General features: G+C 54.9%; 13 protein-coding genes and 3 tRNA genes. 7 read left to right on the forward strand and 9 right to left on the reverse strand.

The window, feature by feature from the left end; translation table 11 throughout:
* Positions 1-12: 12 nt before the first annotated feature.
* Positions 13-933, reverse strand: a complete 921-nt coding sequence (locus tag KOE80_RS18620) for a DMT family transporter (RefSeq protein ID WP_026484585.1) — start codon at positions 931-933, stop codon at positions 13-15.
* Between the two features lie 329 nt (positions 934-1,262).
* On the opposite strand from KOE80_RS18620, the gene KOE80_RS18625 reads away from it, so the two are divergent.
* A tRNA-Asn gene (locus KOE80_RS18625) sits at positions 1,263-1,338 on the forward strand.
* A 260-nt stretch (positions 1,339-1,598) separates the two neighbouring features.
* On the opposite strand, the gene KOE80_RS18630 is transcribed toward KOE80_RS18625, so the two are convergent.
* Positions 1,599-2,741 carry a porin gene (locus KOE80_RS18630; protein WP_083053900.1) on the reverse strand — a complete coding sequence of 381 codons (1,143 nt, stop codon included), beginning with the start codon at positions 2,739-2,741 and terminating at the stop codon, positions 1,599-1,601.
* A gap of 546 nt (positions 2,742-3,287) precedes the next feature.
* On the opposite strand from KOE80_RS18630, the gene KOE80_RS18635 reads away from it, so the two are divergent.
* Positions 3,288-3,363, forward strand: a tRNA-Asn gene (locus tag KOE80_RS18635).
* Between the two features lie 114 nt (positions 3,364-3,477).
* Here the strand turns inward: KOE80_RS18635 and KOE80_RS18640 are convergent.
* Positions 3,478-3,924, reverse strand: a complete 447-nt coding sequence (locus KOE80_RS18640) for an IrmA family protein (protein ID WP_226349708.1) — start codon at positions 3,922-3,924, stop codon at positions 3,478-3,480.
* A gap of 217 nt (positions 3,925-4,141) precedes the next feature.
* Here KOE80_RS18640 and KOE80_RS18645 point away from each other — a divergent pair, with 217 nt between their 5' ends.
* Positions 4,142-5,719 (forward strand): Na/Pi cotransporter family protein, encoded by a 1,578-nt coding sequence (locus KOE80_RS18645; protein WP_226349709.1) that lies wholly within the window; start codon positions 4,142-4,144, stop codon positions 5,717-5,719.
* Positions 5,720-5,961: 242 nt separating this feature from the next.
* Positions 5,962-7,050: an AI-2E family transporter gene (locus KOE80_RS18650; RefSeq protein WP_035268966.1), complete on the forward strand. Its 1,089-nt coding sequence runs from the start codon at positions 5,962-5,964 to the stop codon at positions 7,048-7,050.
* A gap of 104 nt (positions 7,051-7,154) precedes the next feature.
* Here KOE80_RS18650 and KOE80_RS18655 read toward each other — a convergent pair whose 3' ends face one another.
* Positions 7,155-7,538, reverse strand: a complete 384-nt coding sequence (locus tag KOE80_RS18655) for an MAPEG family protein (RefSeq protein WP_021446846.1) — start codon at positions 7,536-7,538, stop codon at positions 7,155-7,157.
* Between the two features lie 111 nt (positions 7,539-7,649).
* On the opposite strand from KOE80_RS18655, the gene KOE80_RS18660 reads away from it, so the two are divergent.
* A tRNA-Thr gene (locus KOE80_RS18660) sits at positions 7,650-7,725 on the forward strand.
* Positions 7,726-8,052: 327 nt separating this feature from the next.
* Here KOE80_RS18660 and KOE80_RS18665 read toward each other — a convergent pair.
* Positions 8,053-9,111, reverse strand: a complete 1,059-nt coding sequence (locus KOE80_RS18665) for a DUF1176 domain-containing protein (RefSeq protein WP_226349710.1) — start codon at positions 9,109-9,111, stop codon at positions 8,053-8,055.
* A 305-nt stretch (positions 9,112-9,416) separates the two neighbouring features.
* Between KOE80_RS18665 and KOE80_RS18670 the strand changes: the two genes are divergently transcribed.
* Entirely contained in the window at positions 9,417-9,851 is a 435-nt protein-coding gene (locus tag KOE80_RS18670; RefSeq protein ID WP_226349711.1) for a hypothetical protein, read from the forward strand.
* Between the two features lie 315 nt (positions 9,852-10,166).
* Here the strand turns inward: KOE80_RS18670 and glcF are convergent, their stop codons facing one another.
* The 3 genes from glcF to glcD are packed head-to-tail and all read right to left on the reverse strand — an operon-like array spanning position 10,167 to position 13,956.
* Positions 10,167-11,387 carry a glycolate oxidase subunit GlcF gene (gene glcF / locus KOE80_RS18675; protein ID WP_060186828.1) on the reverse strand — a complete coding sequence of 407 codons (1,221 nt, stop codon included), beginning with the start codon at positions 11,385-11,387 and terminating at the stop codon, positions 10,167-10,169.
* Positions 11,372-12,457, reverse strand: coding sequence for a glycolate oxidase subunit GlcE (glcE, locus tag KOE80_RS18680; RefSeq protein ID WP_226349712.1), 1,086 nt, complete (start codon positions 12,455-12,457; stop codon positions 11,372-11,374). The genes glcF and glcE overlap by 16 nt, the downstream gene beginning before the upstream one ends.
* Entirely contained in the window at positions 12,457-13,956 is a 1,500-nt protein-coding gene (glcD, locus tag KOE80_RS18685; protein WP_035268958.1) for a glycolate oxidase subunit GlcD, read from the reverse strand. The genes glcE and glcD overlap by 1 nt, the downstream gene beginning before the upstream one ends.
* Before the next feature lie 195 nt (positions 13,957-14,151).
* Here glcD and glcC point away from each other — a divergent pair, with 195 nt between their 5' ends.
* Positions 14,152-14,916 carry a transcriptional regulator GlcC gene (gene glcC, locus KOE80_RS18690; RefSeq protein ID WP_051316371.1) on the forward strand — a complete coding sequence of 255 codons (765 nt, stop codon included), beginning with the start codon at positions 14,152-14,154 and terminating at the stop codon, positions 14,914-14,916.
* 9 nt (positions 14,917-14,925) lie between these two features.
* Here the strand turns inward: glcC and KOE80_RS18695 are convergent, their stop codons facing one another.
* The gene (locus tag KOE80_RS18695) at positions 14,926-16,506 is read right to left on the reverse strand and encodes a phytoene desaturase family protein (protein ID WP_226349713.1); all 1,581 of its coding nucleotides are present in this window, start codon (positions 16,504-16,506) and stop codon (positions 14,926-14,928) included.
* Positions 16,507-17,318: the final 812 nt, after the last annotated feature.

Raw genomic sequence — 17,318 nt, forward strand, 5'->3', positions numbered from 1 at the left:
CTGTGCCGGGACTTAGCGGCGGCTCAAGACCATCGCGCCGCTAAGTACAAAGGCCGTACCCAGCAATTGCATGAGCGTAATCGGTTCCCCCAGGAACCAGTTCGCCAGAAACAGAACCGAAACTGGGCCAATCAGCCCCATTTGAGCACTCATGGGTGCGCCTATGCGCTCCACCGCCCACATTGTCATAAAGGTCGGCAAAACCGTATTGCAGACGGCGTGAATCATGGACAGGCCATAGACCGGCGCAGGCTGCACCAGCCCCTGCCAGCCCAGCACGGCAAAAAAGTGAATCAGGGTGTAGACCGCCGAGAAGGACATGGCATAAGCCACCAGCCGTGTAGAACCAATGGCCTTGAGCAGCTCGCCCGAACCAATCAGGTAGATGGCATAGGAAATGGCCGAACCCAACACGCAAAGCGCACCCAGCAGCACATCATCGCCGGTCAAGCTCAAGTCCTGCACAAAGACCAGCCCTACCCCTAAATAGGCCAGCGCCAGAGCCAGCCATTGTTTGGGCAGAATGCGTCGTTTCAGAAAGATGGCAGAGAACATCAGCACAAAGGTAGGCGACAAAAACAGAATCAGCCGCTCCAGCCCTGCCGAAATATATTCAAGGCCGATAAAGTCCAGCAAACTGGCCAGGTAATAGCCCAGAAAGCCCAGCACCACCAGCTCCAGCTTCTGACGACCAGTCAGTGCGGCCAGCTTGCCCTGCCGTACTTTCTTCACTTGCCAAAGGGCAATAGCCAGAAAGAAAGGCAGCGACAAGAGCATTCGAAAGCCAATAACGGTCAAGGCGTTGACATCGTATTGGTAGGTCAGCTTGGCAACCACCGCTTTGGCGGAAAAAAGAATAGAGCCGCCCCCCGACAGGGCCAGTCCAATTAAAAAGGAACTGCGCTGCGCACTGGAGCTTTGACTAGCTTGCATGGAAATTCATCACTTTGCAGGGCGACACCGTCAGCACAAGAGCTGCTGGCCCCAGCGAAAAAAGAGTCAACAAGCCGTCGATTCTACTCTTTGCTTCTGGCAGCGGCCACGTTGACCCTGCCAATATTGCAGCCAATGGCCCACTAGAGTGCACGAGTCTCCAAAACCGAATATCGCGAATGACACGATGTCGAGCCAACTCCCCAATAAAGACAAGGACTTAGCCTGCCCGCCCATGAAAACAGCACCAACATGCCAAAACTTTTGTGCTGTTCATCCATGAAAACTTGCACATTTCACAAAATACATGCTATATTCTTTTTCTCTGGTCCCCGATAGCTCAGTCGGTAGAGCGACGGACTGTTAATCCGCAGGTCCCAGGTTCGAGCCCTGGTCGGGGAGCCAAGAAAACCATTGAAATCAGCCCATAGCATTTGCTTTGGGCTGATTTTTTTTGTCCCTGCAAAACGCGTCTATCCCATCACGAAGCAACGGCGCCATTAACATTTGGACAAACAAAATCCTTCAGCCAAAAAGACAGCGGGACTGCATGTTGATGCAGCCCCGCTGTGGCTCTTTTCCCCTGACCTAGCCCCTGCCCGGGACGATGCCGCCGCTGCTAACGCACTACGTCGACCCGGAGCTGGCAGAATCAGTCAGAAAGATCAGAAACGGTGCGTGATACCGACCGTGGCAACCGTGCTCTTCAGATCGCTGTAGTAGCCGATGTTGCGAGCGTAGGAGCCAATCGCGTACAGATTGGTGCGCTTGGACAGGTTGTGCAGGTAGCCAGCGCTAAATACGTGCTGGGTCTTGGCATCATCAGTACTGCGTGGAGTCGAGCGTGGATCAGCCATGGTCCAGGAAGCCAGAACCGAGCCGGCCTTGCCTGCAGGAACAGTCACGCCCAGCGCGTAGGAATTGACCTTCAGGTCTTTATGCAGGCCAGGACCAAACTGTTCGGTTTGCAGCGAGCCACCGATGTAACCATTACGGCTTTGGCCAAAAGCAGCGTGCAAGGTAGCAAAGCTGAATTTGTAGCTGGCAGCCAGGTTCCAGGCGCTGACATTGCCGCTTTCAGCCGCAACCAGGTTGCCGCCTTGCTCACGAGCCGAACCATAACGGGCCTGGTCAAAGCTCAAGGCCGCTTTCAAAGGACCATTGGTGTAACGCATGGCCACGCTAAAGGCTTTCACGTTAGCGTCGTCGCTGTTGATGGCATTGCCAGTCAAACCGCTACGATCCCACTTTTGTGCGCCGTTGGTGTTGAAAGAATAGCCAGCACCGAACTGGAAGCCGGAGAACTCGGGGCTCTGGTAGGCGACCATATTGTCGTAACGAACCGTGTTGGCCGCATCAAATGCAGCACCCACGCCGTACTGGTAGCCGTTGCCACCAAAGGGACTGGCTACACCGGCAACGTACAGGGAAGTCACGGTGGTTTGACGGCCCAGATCTACACGCCCCCAGGATTCGCCGCTCAGGCCCAAGGTGGCTTGACGACCAAACAAGCGGTTCTGGCGCATCTTGCCATCGCTCAGATCAAAGCCGCTCTCCAGCATGAAGTTGGCTTTCAGACCGCCACCCAGATCTTCACTGCCCATCAGGCCCCAGCGGTTACCCATCCAGCCCTGATCGTACAGACCAAAACGACTTTGTTTTTCTGCGCCGCCTTTCAGGTCGCTCCCTTTCCACTGCTCGTAGCCCAGGCCTGTATCCACCACGCCGTACAAGGTCACGTTCGATGCGGCGTATGCGGGAACCGCCAACACAGGCATCAACATGGCTGCCAAGATAGTTTTTTTCATGTTCTCTGTTCTCTGTAAACGTCTGAATGCCGGATTTCTTATCGTTGTCCGGCTCTTGATCAAGTGCTGGGTCCCACCGCCTGAAAAGCTGATTTCCCGACGTCAATCCCCTGCACCCCCTCCTATTTCTTGAAGCAAAACTGCTCAACAGATCAGCCCTGAAACAGGGATGAAAGGGGCTTGATAGTTGAGGCACATATACTGCAAGCATTTATATTTCAGACATAAACAATATTGGTGTCAACAAACCGAATCCAGCGTGTTTACTGGGTTTCATACGCATTTTCCCTAGTTTTTCACCTACAGAGAATTCAGCAAAAAATGGGCTAAACGGTCGCAAAGCCAATAAACAAAAGGCTTGCAACCATTTGCTACAAAGCGGGCTCATGAGCCTTATTGACCAGACGGTATGTTCCCAATGAAAAAATCAGGATTTACGCCTATTGCCAAGGCCGTATCCGGTTTTGCGTATATGAAAATACATTTCTCAAAAAATACCTCTTTACAATCTCGATAGCCCTACCCTATAATTATTTTCTTTGCTGGTCCCCGATAGCTCAGTCGGTAGAGCGACGGACTGTTAATCCGCAGGTCCCAGGTTCGAGCCCTGGTCGGGGAGCCAAAAATACAAAAGCCCAGCTACGCAAGTAGCTGGGCTTTTCTACGTCTGGCCTCATGAAAAAAGCCTCTTGATTGCTCCAGAGGCCTTGTCTGCAAGATCACTATCCAGAATCGCTTACTTGGCTCCTGCGGGTGTAATGCTGATCTCATACGGCACGAAGTTCTCCACTTCCAGCAGATCCTTGGCCAACAAATCAACACGCTCGCCATTCATCACAGCAGTCGCCCCCGTCACCACCACTCGCAAATTCTGATCGCAAGCGATTTCGTTATACCAATAACCAGTGGCATAGCGATCGGCACTGGAACTTCCAAAATCGTCCACCTCGATCACATCCTCGGCCACCAGCTTATTGTTCTTCTTGCTTAGCACCTGAATATGAACCCTCAGTTGCTGCACCGGCTCCATTTGGGAATCAAAAGTAAAGTTCGCAGCGCACATTCCCTGATTCGCAAAGACCGTATCGGAATGCCACATCTGCACCGCCTGTGCCTGGCCAGCCATCAAACTACTCAGCAGCATGGCCCCTGCAGCCAGCTTCACACTTTTACGAAAATCCACATTGCCCTCTCTTTTGCAATAGAAGCCCAAGCGCTCTTATACACAAAAAAGAGAATGACCGCTGTGTTTGCAACATACGCTTCCAGAAACGTCCAGTTTGCAACACTGAAGTATTTCACTCCATAGGCTGCGTAACTGGCGATAATGCAGCATCCTGATTTCTATCCCGGTCTGTCGCGCCGGAACCTGCCGATTATTTCGCTGCTTGCACTCTTTTATGCTTGATACTCTTTTCCCCTTTTTAGGGGGGCTTGGCCTTTTCCTGATTGGCATGATGCTGCTGTCCGAAGGACTGGTGGCTTTTGCGGGTGGCTCTCTCAAGCAGATCCTGCTGGCGTTTACCGGCAGGCCCATCAAGGCCTTTGCTTCCGGCGCCCTGATTACCGCGCTGGCCCAATCCTCCACCGCCACCACCGTCACACTGATTGGTTTTGTCAGTGCGGGCCTGATCTCCTTTACACAAGCCATAGGCGTAGTCATCGGTGCCAGTCTGGGCAATACCGCCACCGGCTGGATCATCTCCGGTCTGGGGCTGAAAGTGAATCTGGGCTTTTACACCCTGCCGTTGATCGGCTTGGGTGCCCTGCTCAAACTGCTCGCCCCCGGTCGCTATAAAGAGCTGGGTCGGGCACTGGCGGGCTTTGGCACTCTATTTCTAGGATTGGGCATGCTGCAAGACGGCATGCAAGGGCTGGCAGCCAGCTTCAGCCTGGCCCATATGCCGACAGGAGGCTATGGCGCACACCTGTTGATCATGCTGACTGGCCTGGCTCTAACCGCCGTGCTGCAATCCTCGACCGCCGCAATCGCCATGACCTTGACGGCACTGGATGCTGGTGCCATCAGCTTTGATCAAGCCGCCGCCATTGTCGTAGGCGCCTCCATAGGCACCACCCTGACCGGCGTACTGGTTGCGATCGGTGGCACCATTTACGCCAAACGCACGGCCATTGCCTACATTCTGTTCAACGTTATTGCCGGTCTATTGGGGCTGCTGATCCTGCCCTTGTTCCTGAAAGCCATGTACGCCACAGGCTCCTACATCAACGTTCCTCCCGGTGCATTGGGACTGGCGGCCTTTCACAGCCTGTTCATCGGCCTGGGGGCTGCCTTGTGCCTGCCCTTTACCCAGCAGTTTGCTCGCTGGGTACAAGGCCTGGTACCCGACCGGGCTGCCCGCCCCCAGCACCATCTGGACGACAGCTTGCTGCAAGTACCGGCCCTAGCCCTGGAAACCACACAACGCACCCTGGAAGAGTTGGCCCAGCGCCTGCTGAACCTGTATCAGCACAGTCTGAACATGAGTCGCCCCAGCACCGCCACTGCCGACCTGCAGCAAATCGAGACAGTCCTGGATCAAGCCTACGAATTTGTATTACGCATCCCCAGCGCTGCCGATGATCCCGCCGTTGCCGCCCGTATCAGCGCGCTCTTGCACACCATTGACCACATGCAGCGCCTGCGCAGCCGGCTGCAACATCCGCCCAGCACGGACCTGCAGGACAATCGTTACCAGCAAGCCCAAACCCTGGCCACAGAGCTAAATACCCTGGCGCAGCAAGGCCTGCACGGACAAGCCCCTGGTGATTGGCTGGAGCAAGTACAAGCCAGAGCCCAGGCCCTGGCTGATTTGTTAAGCGCCGTTCGCAGTCAGCTTCTAGCCGCGCCACAAAGCCATGATGATGTCTCACGCACCTTGCGCATCACAGACACCCATCGCTGGTTCGAACGCAGCAGCCAGCATGTCTGGCGCAGCAGCTATTACTTGCAGCTGGCTCGCCAACCGGAGCAATAAGCCCCAAGCCCATGCATCAACCCGGCTGGCGCCGCTACCCGCAAGCAGGCGCCCCAGCTTACCCTTCATACTTAAAGCAGCTTTTGGGGCTCTCCTGCCGCGCAAAACTCATATGACAAGAATATGCAAAACAAGCGTGTTTTAAAGCCCACAGAAACCCAATAAACAGATACCAAGATTCACGCTCATAGTAAGGATTCCCCCTTACAATCGGCTCAAATTCACGCTAATGGAAAAACTCCATGTCCACCCGGCCAAATCTACAATTCCATACCTTTTTGCTTTTGCTGGCCGCCGTATCCGCTGCCTTTGTCTGGATACTTCTTCCCTTTTATGGGGCCGTATTCTGGGGTGCCGTTCTGGCTATCTTGTTTACCCCTTTGCAACGCAAACTACTGGCTAAAACCAAAGGCCGGCGGTCTCTATCTGCCCTGATCAGTTTGCTGGTCATCATTTTGATCGTCATTATTCCGGTCATCCTGATTTCCATTTCCCTGGTTCAACAAATCGCCTCTTTGTACGATTTGATGAATAGCGGTCAGCTCAATCCGGGCGCCTACCTGCAAAAAATACTGAATGCCCTGCCCCCTAGCGTGACAGATTTTGCCGCTCGTTTTGGTCTGCATGACTTTGCATCCCTGCAAGAGAAGTTCTCTGAGTTTGCCGTGCAAGGCGGCCAGTTCCTGACGAAACAAGCCCTGAACGTTGGCCAGAACACCTTCCAGTTCCTGGTCAGCCTGGGCATCATGCTGTACATGCTGTTCTTCCTGCTGCGCGATGGCGTGGAGCTGGGTCGTCATTACCGCCAGTTGATCCCTCTGAGCGAGGGCCAGAAAACCCATCTGTTCCGCAAATTCACCACTGTGGTACGCGCTACCGTCAAAGGCAATATCGCTGTGGCAGCCACCCAAGGTGCGCTGGGCGGGGTCATGTTCTGGTTCCTGGACATTCAAGGCGCACTGTTCTGGGGTGTGCTGATGGCCGTGCTGTCCTTGCTGCCTGCCGTGGGCGCCTCGCTGATCTGGGCTCCGGTTGCCATCTACTTCTTTGTCTCGGGCCACTACGTTCCCGGCATCATCCTGACCGCCTTTGGTATTTTGGTAATCGGCCTGGTAGACAACCTGCTACGCCCCCTGCTGGTGGGTAAAGACACCAAGATCCCGGACTACGTGATCCTGATCTCCACCCTGGGCGGCTTGTCGATTTTCGGCCTGAACGGCTTTGTGATTGGCCCGCTGATCGCCGCCATGTTCATTGCCTGCTGGGACCTGTTCCCTTCAGCCGTCAGCGCCCGCGTGGAAGCGGAAGAGCAAGAAAGCAACGGCAAATAAAAACAGGCCAGCTTTGCGGCTGGCCTGCCAATAGTCCAAGCAAACAATCCCAGGGCCTGTTCCATGCTTGATCAAAAGCACAGAACAGGCCCTTCTTCATTTCATCAAGTCCGCAGCACGGGCAGGAACACAATCCAGATATTGACGGCCAAGGCCAGGAACCACACCAGCGAACGCAAGGTGGCCTTGTCCATTATGTACATCAGCAAATACAGCACGCGCAGCACAATCCAGGAAATCATCAGGTTTTGCACGCGCAAGGCGTCCGCCCCCGACCACAAGGCCAGCAAGACAGCCGCGTAAAAGAACGGTAAGGCCTCAAACGCATTGGCCTGTGCTGCATTGGCCCGACCACGCCAGCCCGACAGGCTGGCCAACCACGGACGAGGCTCATGATTCGTAAAGCCCGCCCCACCGGCTTTGGCACAAATCGCCGCTAACCAAGGCAAGAAAGCCGCTACCACCAAACTGATCTTGATCCCCAGCATCATCGTCCCCTTCACAGGCTGAAAACGCCCAACATAGCACGCCGCAGCCCAAATGCGTGCGCAGAATTTACAAACCCGAAAAAAACAGGATATACTTATCGTCTTAGGTTAGCCGATGTAGCTCAGTCGGTAGAGCAGCTCATTCGTAATGAGAAGGTCGAGGGTTCGATTCCTTTCATCGGCACCAGCTAATCTAAAACCATTGAAATAAAATAATCAATAATTTAATCGAATCAATGGTTTAGCTTCCTGACATCCGAAGCAATTAATCGCCCGCTTTCAGCTATTCCACATAGACGGCCCCAAAAAGCCCCACGACTGGCCTCATGAAAATTGGCATATAGCAAGCAATGCCAAACATGCAGCGGCCATAGCAAGCCAGCCCAGAAACCGTTAGGTTTCTCCGCTCACCAACATACCATTGCCGAGCTGAGAACAAAAAAAAATAAACCCCCAGGCTCGAAAGCCGGGGGGATCAGTACTCCAAGGCCACGTCGGTAGCTTTTTTATAACCTCACGGCCCGACCACTTGGCTGACATGCTCCGGAATATTCCAGGCGCCCCCAGCGCGAATCAGAGCACAACGCCCGGTGTCGCCGCGTTCACTTTCAACAAAGTCGGTTCCATCCCAGACCGATGCCTCGTAACTCCAGCAATCGCCCAAACCCCGCCCCTTCATGCTGGACGAGATCATTCCATTATCGTAATCAGTAGCGCTGGTACTCACTAACACCGGAGCAGACTGCATATTGTTATTGATCACAAAATAGGCTGCCCCACCGTTATAAGCGGCTAACCAGCAAGGCGCGCCAACCAGGGAGAACTGCTGATTCAACCGTGCGATTTCCCATGGCTCGGACAGCATGTCAGCACTACAGGATTGCTCTTCATCAGCGGCAAGTACCTTCAACAGCACAGGCCTTATCAAGGCGTCCTCTTGCGCTGTCATGGGGCGCAGGCTTTTATCCACTACCGGGGCACGGTTGATGACTGGCGCAGCAATAGGTGCCTTGACCGTAGACTCGCTGCCCTTCCCTTTACGCAGAATAGCCCCTGGCGTATTGACACGTCCTTGAACGTCATCCATTTTCAACAAGACGGCACTTGAACCAGCCCCCGAGAATGCATAAGTGCTGCCATTCCCACGAAAGGAAATTACGGCGTCTTTTTTCAAGGCTGCCAAAAACTGGGCTAACTGCGCCTCACTCATTTGCCAAGACTCGTCACCCGCAACACTCAGTGAACCGGCTTTACGGCCCGCAATAACAAGTTCTGGTAATGAGTCTTTTGGCCACTCGGGATCGTCGTAGTGTGCAAGCATGACTCTATTTGCCACCGGCTCTCCACTGCCCGCTTTACGCGTCAATAACACCGTTGAACCCAGCTCCTCACCATCAGCCGCATAACCGGCAGCGCGGCAGGTTAGCGTGTTATCGCAACGTAGATCCCAGTCTTTATGAGAAAACGTCACTGAAGCGGCATTAGCCGCTGCACCTCCCATACAAAGCACTAGCGATATGGCGGCTGTTCGTACTGAAAAAAACGCACTGTGATCTTGCTTTTGCCCGCTCATTTTCTCTCCTCCCTAAGCTGTTATCTAAATACACAGCACATATTACGTCGCGGCAACGCTAACTGCGCTCTCCCAAACCCATGCCAGAAAACCACATTAAACGACTGACCACGTGCGTTCGTGACATTATTCTGTTCAATCACCCCTTGCAAGGCATGGTGCTATTTAGCTAAGCCACAGGCACCTGGCTCACCTTGTTTCCGTTTGCGCTCGTGTAAATCCTTTATATAGAATGCAGACGAAAAAACATGCAGTGTCCATTAAACGATAGATAATCAAACCTCATCCAGGTCGAGTAAATTCTGATGCGCAAATATCTGAACCCTATTGCAGTTGGCTTGCTCAGTTTCCTCGCCGTTGCCAGCCATGCGGCTTCTCCGGACTTTTCCGTCACGACTGAAGATCTTAAAAAGCTGCGCTCGACCTCCGTCATGCCGCGCGAAGCGAATCCCTCGGCAGCCACACCCAAAGATCCGGCCAAGGACTCGGAGTTCAGCAGAAACTTCCAGAAGGCGATGAACAATGAGGAAAAGGCTCGCCAAGCAGCACGAGAACAGCAACTGGAGCGCAACCGCCTGCCCCAGCTTGAGCAGAATAGAAACCCGGCCAATCGCTTCGGCCCGCCCAACAACAAGAAAGAAAATATGGGAATTTATTTTGATGCCGACGGCACCGCGGCTACCTCTTGCCGAGAGGACGAGCCAGGAAAGACTCGTTGCAAGGTACGTGAGCTGAAGTAGCCCCCCCAGTCCAAGCCTGTAATTCGCACGCTACTTTCAGGGGCAAGCCTTGATTGCTTGTCATGGTTGATAGACTAGCCAGAGGTATAAGCCTAGATACGCATCCAGAGCGGTGACAACAAGCTCATCCGCTATCGCGCTCGTGCCGAATATAAGCACGTAGAACTGAAGACCATTACAGGTCAGAACAGCGTGTCTATGCCATGGTTTTCCTGAATCTTGGATTCAAACGAACAGAGGGGGCATTCGCCCCCTCTATGCTGTTTGGTCTGACTGGAAGCCAGTACGAACATAAGCACTGACGGACCAACGAACTCAGTTCAAAAACTCATCCACCAACTCAATCCAATGCTTGACCGCAGTCCGACCCGCTCCATTCAAATGATTCCCGCAGGCCATATTGGCCGTGACAATCAGGTCAGGCTTGCTGCTTTCCAGCGCATCCATCTTGCGATCCCGCAGACGTCCTGCGATCTCCGGCTGAGTCAATGAATAGGTGCCCGCCGAACCGCAGCACAAATGGCTATCCGGCACGGCGCCCAGGTCAAAACCCAGGCGAGTCAGCACGGCCTCAACCCTCCCTCCCAGTTTTTGCGCATGCTGCAAAGTACACGGACAATGAAAAGCCAGACGTGGGCGGGTTTGCGTGTTCAGGCATTCTTCCAAAGGCTGCTCTTCCAGCACTTCGACCAGATCCTTGGCCAGTTCACTGACGCGGCGAGCGCGCTCGGCGTAGGCCGGATCGTTCCTGAACAGGTCCACGTACTCTTTCACAAAAGCGCCGCAACCGCTGGAGGTCTGCACAATCGCCACAGCTCCCTGTTCGATCTGCGGCCACCAGGCGTCGATATTGCGACGCGCCTGCTCCAGGCCCTGTTCTTGCGCACCCAAGTGAAAAGACGAAGCGCCACAGCAGCCTGCCTGAGCGATGGGCGTCACGCTGATGCCCAAGCGATCCAACACCCGGGCCGTCGCAGCATTAATGGAAGGCGCCATGGCTGGCTGAACACAGCCTTCCAGCATCAGGACACGCTTGCTGTGCCGCTGTGCAGGTCGTGTCAAATCCGCATTTTGCTTGGGCGGGATTTTTTCCTGTAAAGAAGATGGCAGCAAGGGACGCATGGTTCGCGCTACCCCCAGCAAGGCACTGACTCGAGCAGGCTCTGGCAAAATCTGCGTCAGTGCGACTCGCATGGCACGGTCCTTCAAGGGACGCTTTACTTTGGGCTCCAGTGCGGCCCGACCTATATCCAGCAAGTTGTGATACTTCACCCCCGAAGGACAGGTGGTTTCACAATTGCGGCAGCTCAGGCAACGATCCAGGTGATGCTGGGTCAGCTCCGAGGTCGCTTTGCCTTCCAGGAACATCTTGATCAGGTATATCCGGCCACGGGGGCCGTCCAGCTCGTTGCCCTGGTCCAGATAAGTCGGACAGGTGGCATTGCAAAACCCACAATGCACACAGGAGCGCAAAATAGCTTCAGCTTGCTCGGCTTGCGGTAGTTGCTGAGCCCATGGTGTCAGTTGTGTTTGCATGTGGACTCCGCCGAAGGAAAGAGACGACCTAGATTAAAAATGGCAGCAGGATCCAGCTGTTGTTTCAAACGCTGATGCCATATCAACAAGGACTCGGGCAAGACATCCTGCCCTGCACCTGATCCGGACCAGCAACGGGCATGCCCTTTCAAAGCTTGAGCCTGCGCGTGAATCTGCTCGGCAGCAGCATCGGACTTCAGCCACAGCTGTGTCCCACCCCAATCCACCAGAACCTGGCCGGGCCATGTTTGCACTGGGGCATCGACTGGCAAGGCGATCCGCCACAAGGTACCGGGTTGCTTGAAGAACTCCAGGCGCTGCTCGCACAAATCGTCCCAATAGGACAAGTCCAAAGCCTCCCCACCGATTTGCTCTTGAGCCAATTGCACCGAGCTGTCGCCACCTTCCAGACGCAAATGCAAACGTCCGTCCTGCCAAGCTGCGCCCGTAATAGGACGACTTTGGTCACGCCAACTGCGCAATAAACCGGCGATTTCCTGCTGGGCTACCTCCAGAACCAGGCTGGCACGGCTACGTGGGCGCGGCAAGACTTTGAAAGACACCTCGGTAATCACACCCAAAGAACCCTGTGCGCCGACCATCAGCCGCGATACGTCATAACCGGCGACGTTCTTCATGACCTGGCCACCAAAACGCATATGTGTGCCCATGCCACTGATCAAACGGCAGCCCAGTACATAATCTCGTAATGAGCCTACCCAGGGACGACGCGGTCCCGACAGACCACAGGCGGTGGCTCCACCAACAGTGGCGCGGCCATCAAACAGAGGCGGCTCAAAAGGCAGGCATTGGCCTTGCTCGTTCAAGATCGTTTCCAGCGCTTGCACGGAAGTCCCGGCACGCACCGTGACGACCAGTTCCGCCGGATCGTAATCGACCACCCCTTCATGGCCTGCCAGGCTCAGCTCTTGCCCCTGCACGGCTTTGCCTAAAAAAGCTTTGGTATTGCCGCCTTGCAAACGCACGGGGGTTTTAGTGGTCAGGGCTTGCTGGACCTGCTCCAGCAATTCAGCGCTGCGATCCTGATTTTTATGTTCTACGGTACTCATCAGAAGCGCTCCAACTCTGGGAAAGGCAATTGCCCGTGATGGATGTGCATGCCGCCCATTTCTGCACAGCGATGCAAAGTAGGAATGTTCTTGCCGGGATTCAGCATGGTTTTGGGATCAAAGGCAGCTTTGATCGCATGGAAAAACTGCAGCTCGTCTTCATTGAACTGCACACACATCTGATTGATTTTTTCTCTGCCTACGCCGTGCTCGCCCGTAATTGTGCCGCCGACTTCCACACACAATTCCAGAATCTTGCCGCCCAAGGCTTCGGCTCGCTCCAGCTCGCCAGGTTGATTGGCATCGAACAGAATCAGCGGGTGCATATTGCCATCGCCCGCATGAAACACGTTGGCGACGCGCAAGCCGTACTCTTCGGAAAGCTCGGCGGTTTTCTTCAGCACATAAGCCAACTGACGACGCGGAATGGTGCCGTCCATGCAGTAATAGTCGGGAGAAATCCGGCCTACAGCGGGAAAGGCATTTTTACGACCGGCCCAGAAGCGTTGTCGCTCCTGCTCGTCCCGCGCAACCCGCACTTCTTGCGCGCCGGCCTTGAAAAGAACCTGCTCAACACGAGCCACATCGTCCTGCACGTCTTCCAAAGCGCCATCAATCTCGCAAAGCAAGATCGCTTGTGCATCAACAGGATAGCCAGCGTGGATAAAGTCCTCGGCTGCGCGGATGGACATTTGATCCATCATCTCCAGCCCTGCCGGCACAATGCCTTGGGCAATAATCTGCGCCACGGCATCAGCTGCTTTTTCCACTTCGTCAAAGCTGGCCAGCAGCACCACCGTACAGGGGGGACGTGCCAGCAACTTGACGGTAATTTCCGTGACCACCCCCAGCATTCCTTCGGAACCCGTAAACAGGGCCATCAAATCAAAGCCGGGCGTATCCAGAGCTTCGGAGCCCAAAATCAATCGTTCGCCTGTGACGGTAATCACTTCCAGGCGCAGGATATTGTGTACGGTCAGACCATATTTCAGGCAGTGCACACCGCCCGCGTTTTCCGCTACGTTGCCCCCAATTGAACAGGCAATCTGCGAAGACGGGTCCGGTGCGTAATACAAGCCAAAGGGTTGGGCCGCCTGAGAGATCGCGATATTACGCACGCCGGGCTGAACGCGAGCAATCCCGGCTACAGGGTCCAGATCCAGAATCTGGTTCAAGCGCGCCATCACCAGCAAAATACCCTGCTCCAAAGGCATGGCACCGCCCGACAAGCCGGTACCCGCACCACGAGCCACCACCGGCACGCCGACTTCGTGAGCCAAGCGCATCACGGCCTGTACCTGCTCCACATTACGGGGCAAAACGACCAGCAAGGGTTTGGCGCGATAAACACTCAGTCCATCACACTCGTAAGGATGCAGTTGCTCATCAGTGTGCAGCACATCCAGGCCGGGAATATCATCACGCAAACGGCTAAGCAGCTGCATCCTGTCCACGCGGGGCAGCACACCGTCCAGTTTTTCGTCGTAGCGCAAGCTCATGACGCCTCCTGTCTTTTAAAGTCTCCTGAAACGGATGGTCTTTGATGCGGGCTGGCTTGTCCAGCCGTCAGGCTACTGGTCCGACCAGTTTTTACCCTAAGAGAGTATTAGGGTTTATCTTTATACTTATAAATCAGACAGATAGATAATCAGCTTGTTATCATTTCCACAGGCATACAACTGGTCTGACCACGAATGAAAATGCAGGAACCCAAGCGTTTGGAAGTCACCGCCGAGCTGGTCGCCCAACGCATCGAAACTTTTATTATGGATGGCGTCCTGAAACCGGGACAAGTCCTGCCCTCCGAGCGGCAACTGACGCAAAGGCTGGCGGTGTCCCGATCTGCCCTGCGCGAAGGGCTACAAATCCTGCGCGTGCGCGGCTTGATTGAAACCCGACATGGCAAAGGTTCCTTTGTCGCCAACCTGATTGATTCAGCCGTCAGCAAGCCGCTGGAGCACCTGCTTCAAGCGCAAGGGCGCACTCTATATGACTTGCTGGAAGTGCGTGAACTGCTGGAAAGCGAGGCGGCTCAACTAGCCGCCTCCAGGGGGACGGAAGCCGATCACATCATGATACGACGACGCTTTCAGGAACTGGAGGATCTGCAAATGCAGGATGCAGCACCTGAACAGGTTGCGCGGGCAGATCATGCTTTTCATGCGGCAATCTGTGAGGCCTCGCACAACCCGGTGCTGGTACATATGATCAGCCTGTTCAACGATTTGATGTTATCTACGGTGCGCGTGTCCGTGCAGCACCTGTATCCCGACCATGACTCCAAACGCAGGTTGGACAGACAACATGCGCGTTTATGCAATGCCGTCACGCAAGGCCAAGCTGACTTGGCCCGACGCGCCGCCAAAGAACATATCGATGGGATACGACGACAACTACAGGAGATGGAGGCCAAACAGCTGCGCCTGGAACATGCCCGGCAACGTCTGAATGGCCTTTAGTTCTTTGACTTACTTCGCCAACAGATTGGCCAGCATATAACCTGATCCGGCCCCCGTCCCTGCACCGGGCCAGGTCGAGGCGCCGCACAAATACAGATCCTTGATCGGCGTTTTGTATTTGGAGTAACCGCCCACTGGACGGAAGAAGAAGTTCTGATCCAGATGGTGGCTGCCCGAGAGGTTATCACCGCCAATCAAGTTCGCATTGAACTGCTCCAGATCCTGGGGCGACATGATATGGCGGGCCAGGATCTTGCTACGCAGGCCCGGCGCATAACTTTCAAGCAGATCCAGGACGCGCTCTGCATATGCATCCTTAAGCTGCGACCAATCGCCAGCGGCAATCTTGCCAGAAGCATCACCTTTGACTTGGGCTGGCAGCACACGCACTTGAATCCACAAGGTATGTTTCCCCTCCGGGGCGCGGGAAGGATCCAGTGCTGTACCTTGTCCAACCACAAGAACTGGCTCGGCAGGCAATAAACCTGCAGCTGCTTCGGCATAGACGCGGCTCATCATGGCCATATCGGGTGCCAGATGGACGTAGGAGAAACGCTGCAGCTCGGTGCCCGCTGTCCAATCAGGCAAGCCATCCAGAGCCAAATGGATCATCATGGTGCCCAAACCGGGGCGGAAGGCATCGACTTTCTTCTGATAATCTTTGGGAACGGTAGCAGACTGCACCAGACGACCAAAGACAAGCTGAGGATTCAGATTCGCGATGACCGCCTTGCGTGCCTTCAAGCGGCGACCGTCGGCCAAAACAACACCACTGGCGCGACCATTCTCTTGTTCAATTGTCTGCACGGGGGCATTCAACAGCAGCTCACCGCCCAACTCCTGCAGCAAGCTCGTCATGGCACGGATAATCGTGTCAGCACCGCCCTGCCCGATCACCATGCCGAAGGCTTGGTTGGCCATGGACTCCAGATAAGGAAACAAGGCACCGCCTGCCGTGTCTGGTGTGAAATCCACATGCAGCCCCCAGGCTGCCATCATGGCTTTCACTGAGTCGCTCTCGAAATGGCGGTCCAGAAAGTCACGAGGCGTCGCCAGCAGCAATTGCATCAGCTCTGCAACGCCATCCTTGCCCAGCTCCCGCCAGCTCTTCCAGGCGCTTTTCATCAGGCCCCAAGAAGGCATAGGGCTACCGAGCACAGCAAACAGATGGGGAGCCTTGCTCTGGAAGTCATCTAGCATGGCTTGCCAAGCCTGCGCGTCCTTCTCAGAAACAGCTCGGATACGCTTCAAGGTCGTTTCCAAGTCTGTACTGACGCCCAAATAACTTTGATCCCGGAACACGCTGGCAAAGCAATGCTCTGCGGGGACAAATGCCAAGCCATGGCGAGCCAAGGCTTCTTTATGGCGCTGGAAGAACGCAGAGCCCGCGAAGGAGGACAAGTTCATGGCGCACACATCATGCTTGAAGCCTGGCAAGGTCAACTCCTGAGTACTGACCGCACCACCGGCCGAGCTTTTGGCTTCCACAACCTGAACTTTCCAACCCTTACTGGCCAGTTCAACTGCTGCTGCCAAGCCGTTGTGCCCTGCCCCAACCACAATCGCGTCTACTACTGTCTCTGCACCCACGGGCAACTCCTTTAGCTCTAAAGTATTTACCCGTATTCTACGGCGCAAAGAGAAAACTGAGTAGGAATTTCAGGAGGATCAGGGAGGACGAATACAGGCAGTGACTAAGTACGCTACAGCCCTAAGCTAAGGAGACAGATGCCGGCAGTTGCAGGCGCCAATCTTGGTAGACAAAGCTGATTGGTGCGAAAAGCTCAGTTGCTAATGCTACAAGCGCGAAGAGTAGAGCGGCCACTCTGCAGCGATGATCCAGCCACGTTGTCTGCAACTAAAGCATTAAACGCGCTATGCGCACCAATCATAGAGCAGGCCCCCCCCCTCATGCCGATCAGAGTCACTACCCGGGGCAATCAGCAGCAGCAGCAGCAGCAGCAGCAGCAGCAGCAGACGAAGAAGAAGAAGAAGAAGAAGAGGTGGTCTGTCGCCGCGTCTCAACAACAAACAGTCAGCACAGCAAGAGTAGAACGACCGACCACCCTACAGGTAAGCAGCGACGGATTGAACGTCAATTTTCTTGTGCAGGGGCAAGATGCCAGGACCGACCTACTAGGCTTAGGCCAATCGGCGTCGGTAAGAATAAGGAATACACGCAGCCCGGAACGGGCCAGGAGGGGTGGCGGCACACCTGAACCGGGCGGTCCAGGGTCAGGCCTTCGAGCAATCCGAGACAGGCCGGTAGCCTGCGCTTTTGTCGCCGCCTAAAACAAAACCCCCGCAAGGGATGCTTGCGGGGGTTTTGAGGAATAAGAGCTTGACGATGACCTACTTTCACAGACGTCCGTCCACTATCATCGGCGCAAAGGCGTTTCACA

It is taken from the genome of Alcaligenes sp. 13f, assembly GCF_020496585.1.
Lineage (GTDB): Bacteria > Pseudomonadota > Gammaproteobacteria > Burkholderiales > Burkholderiaceae_B > Alcaligenes > Alcaligenes phenolicus.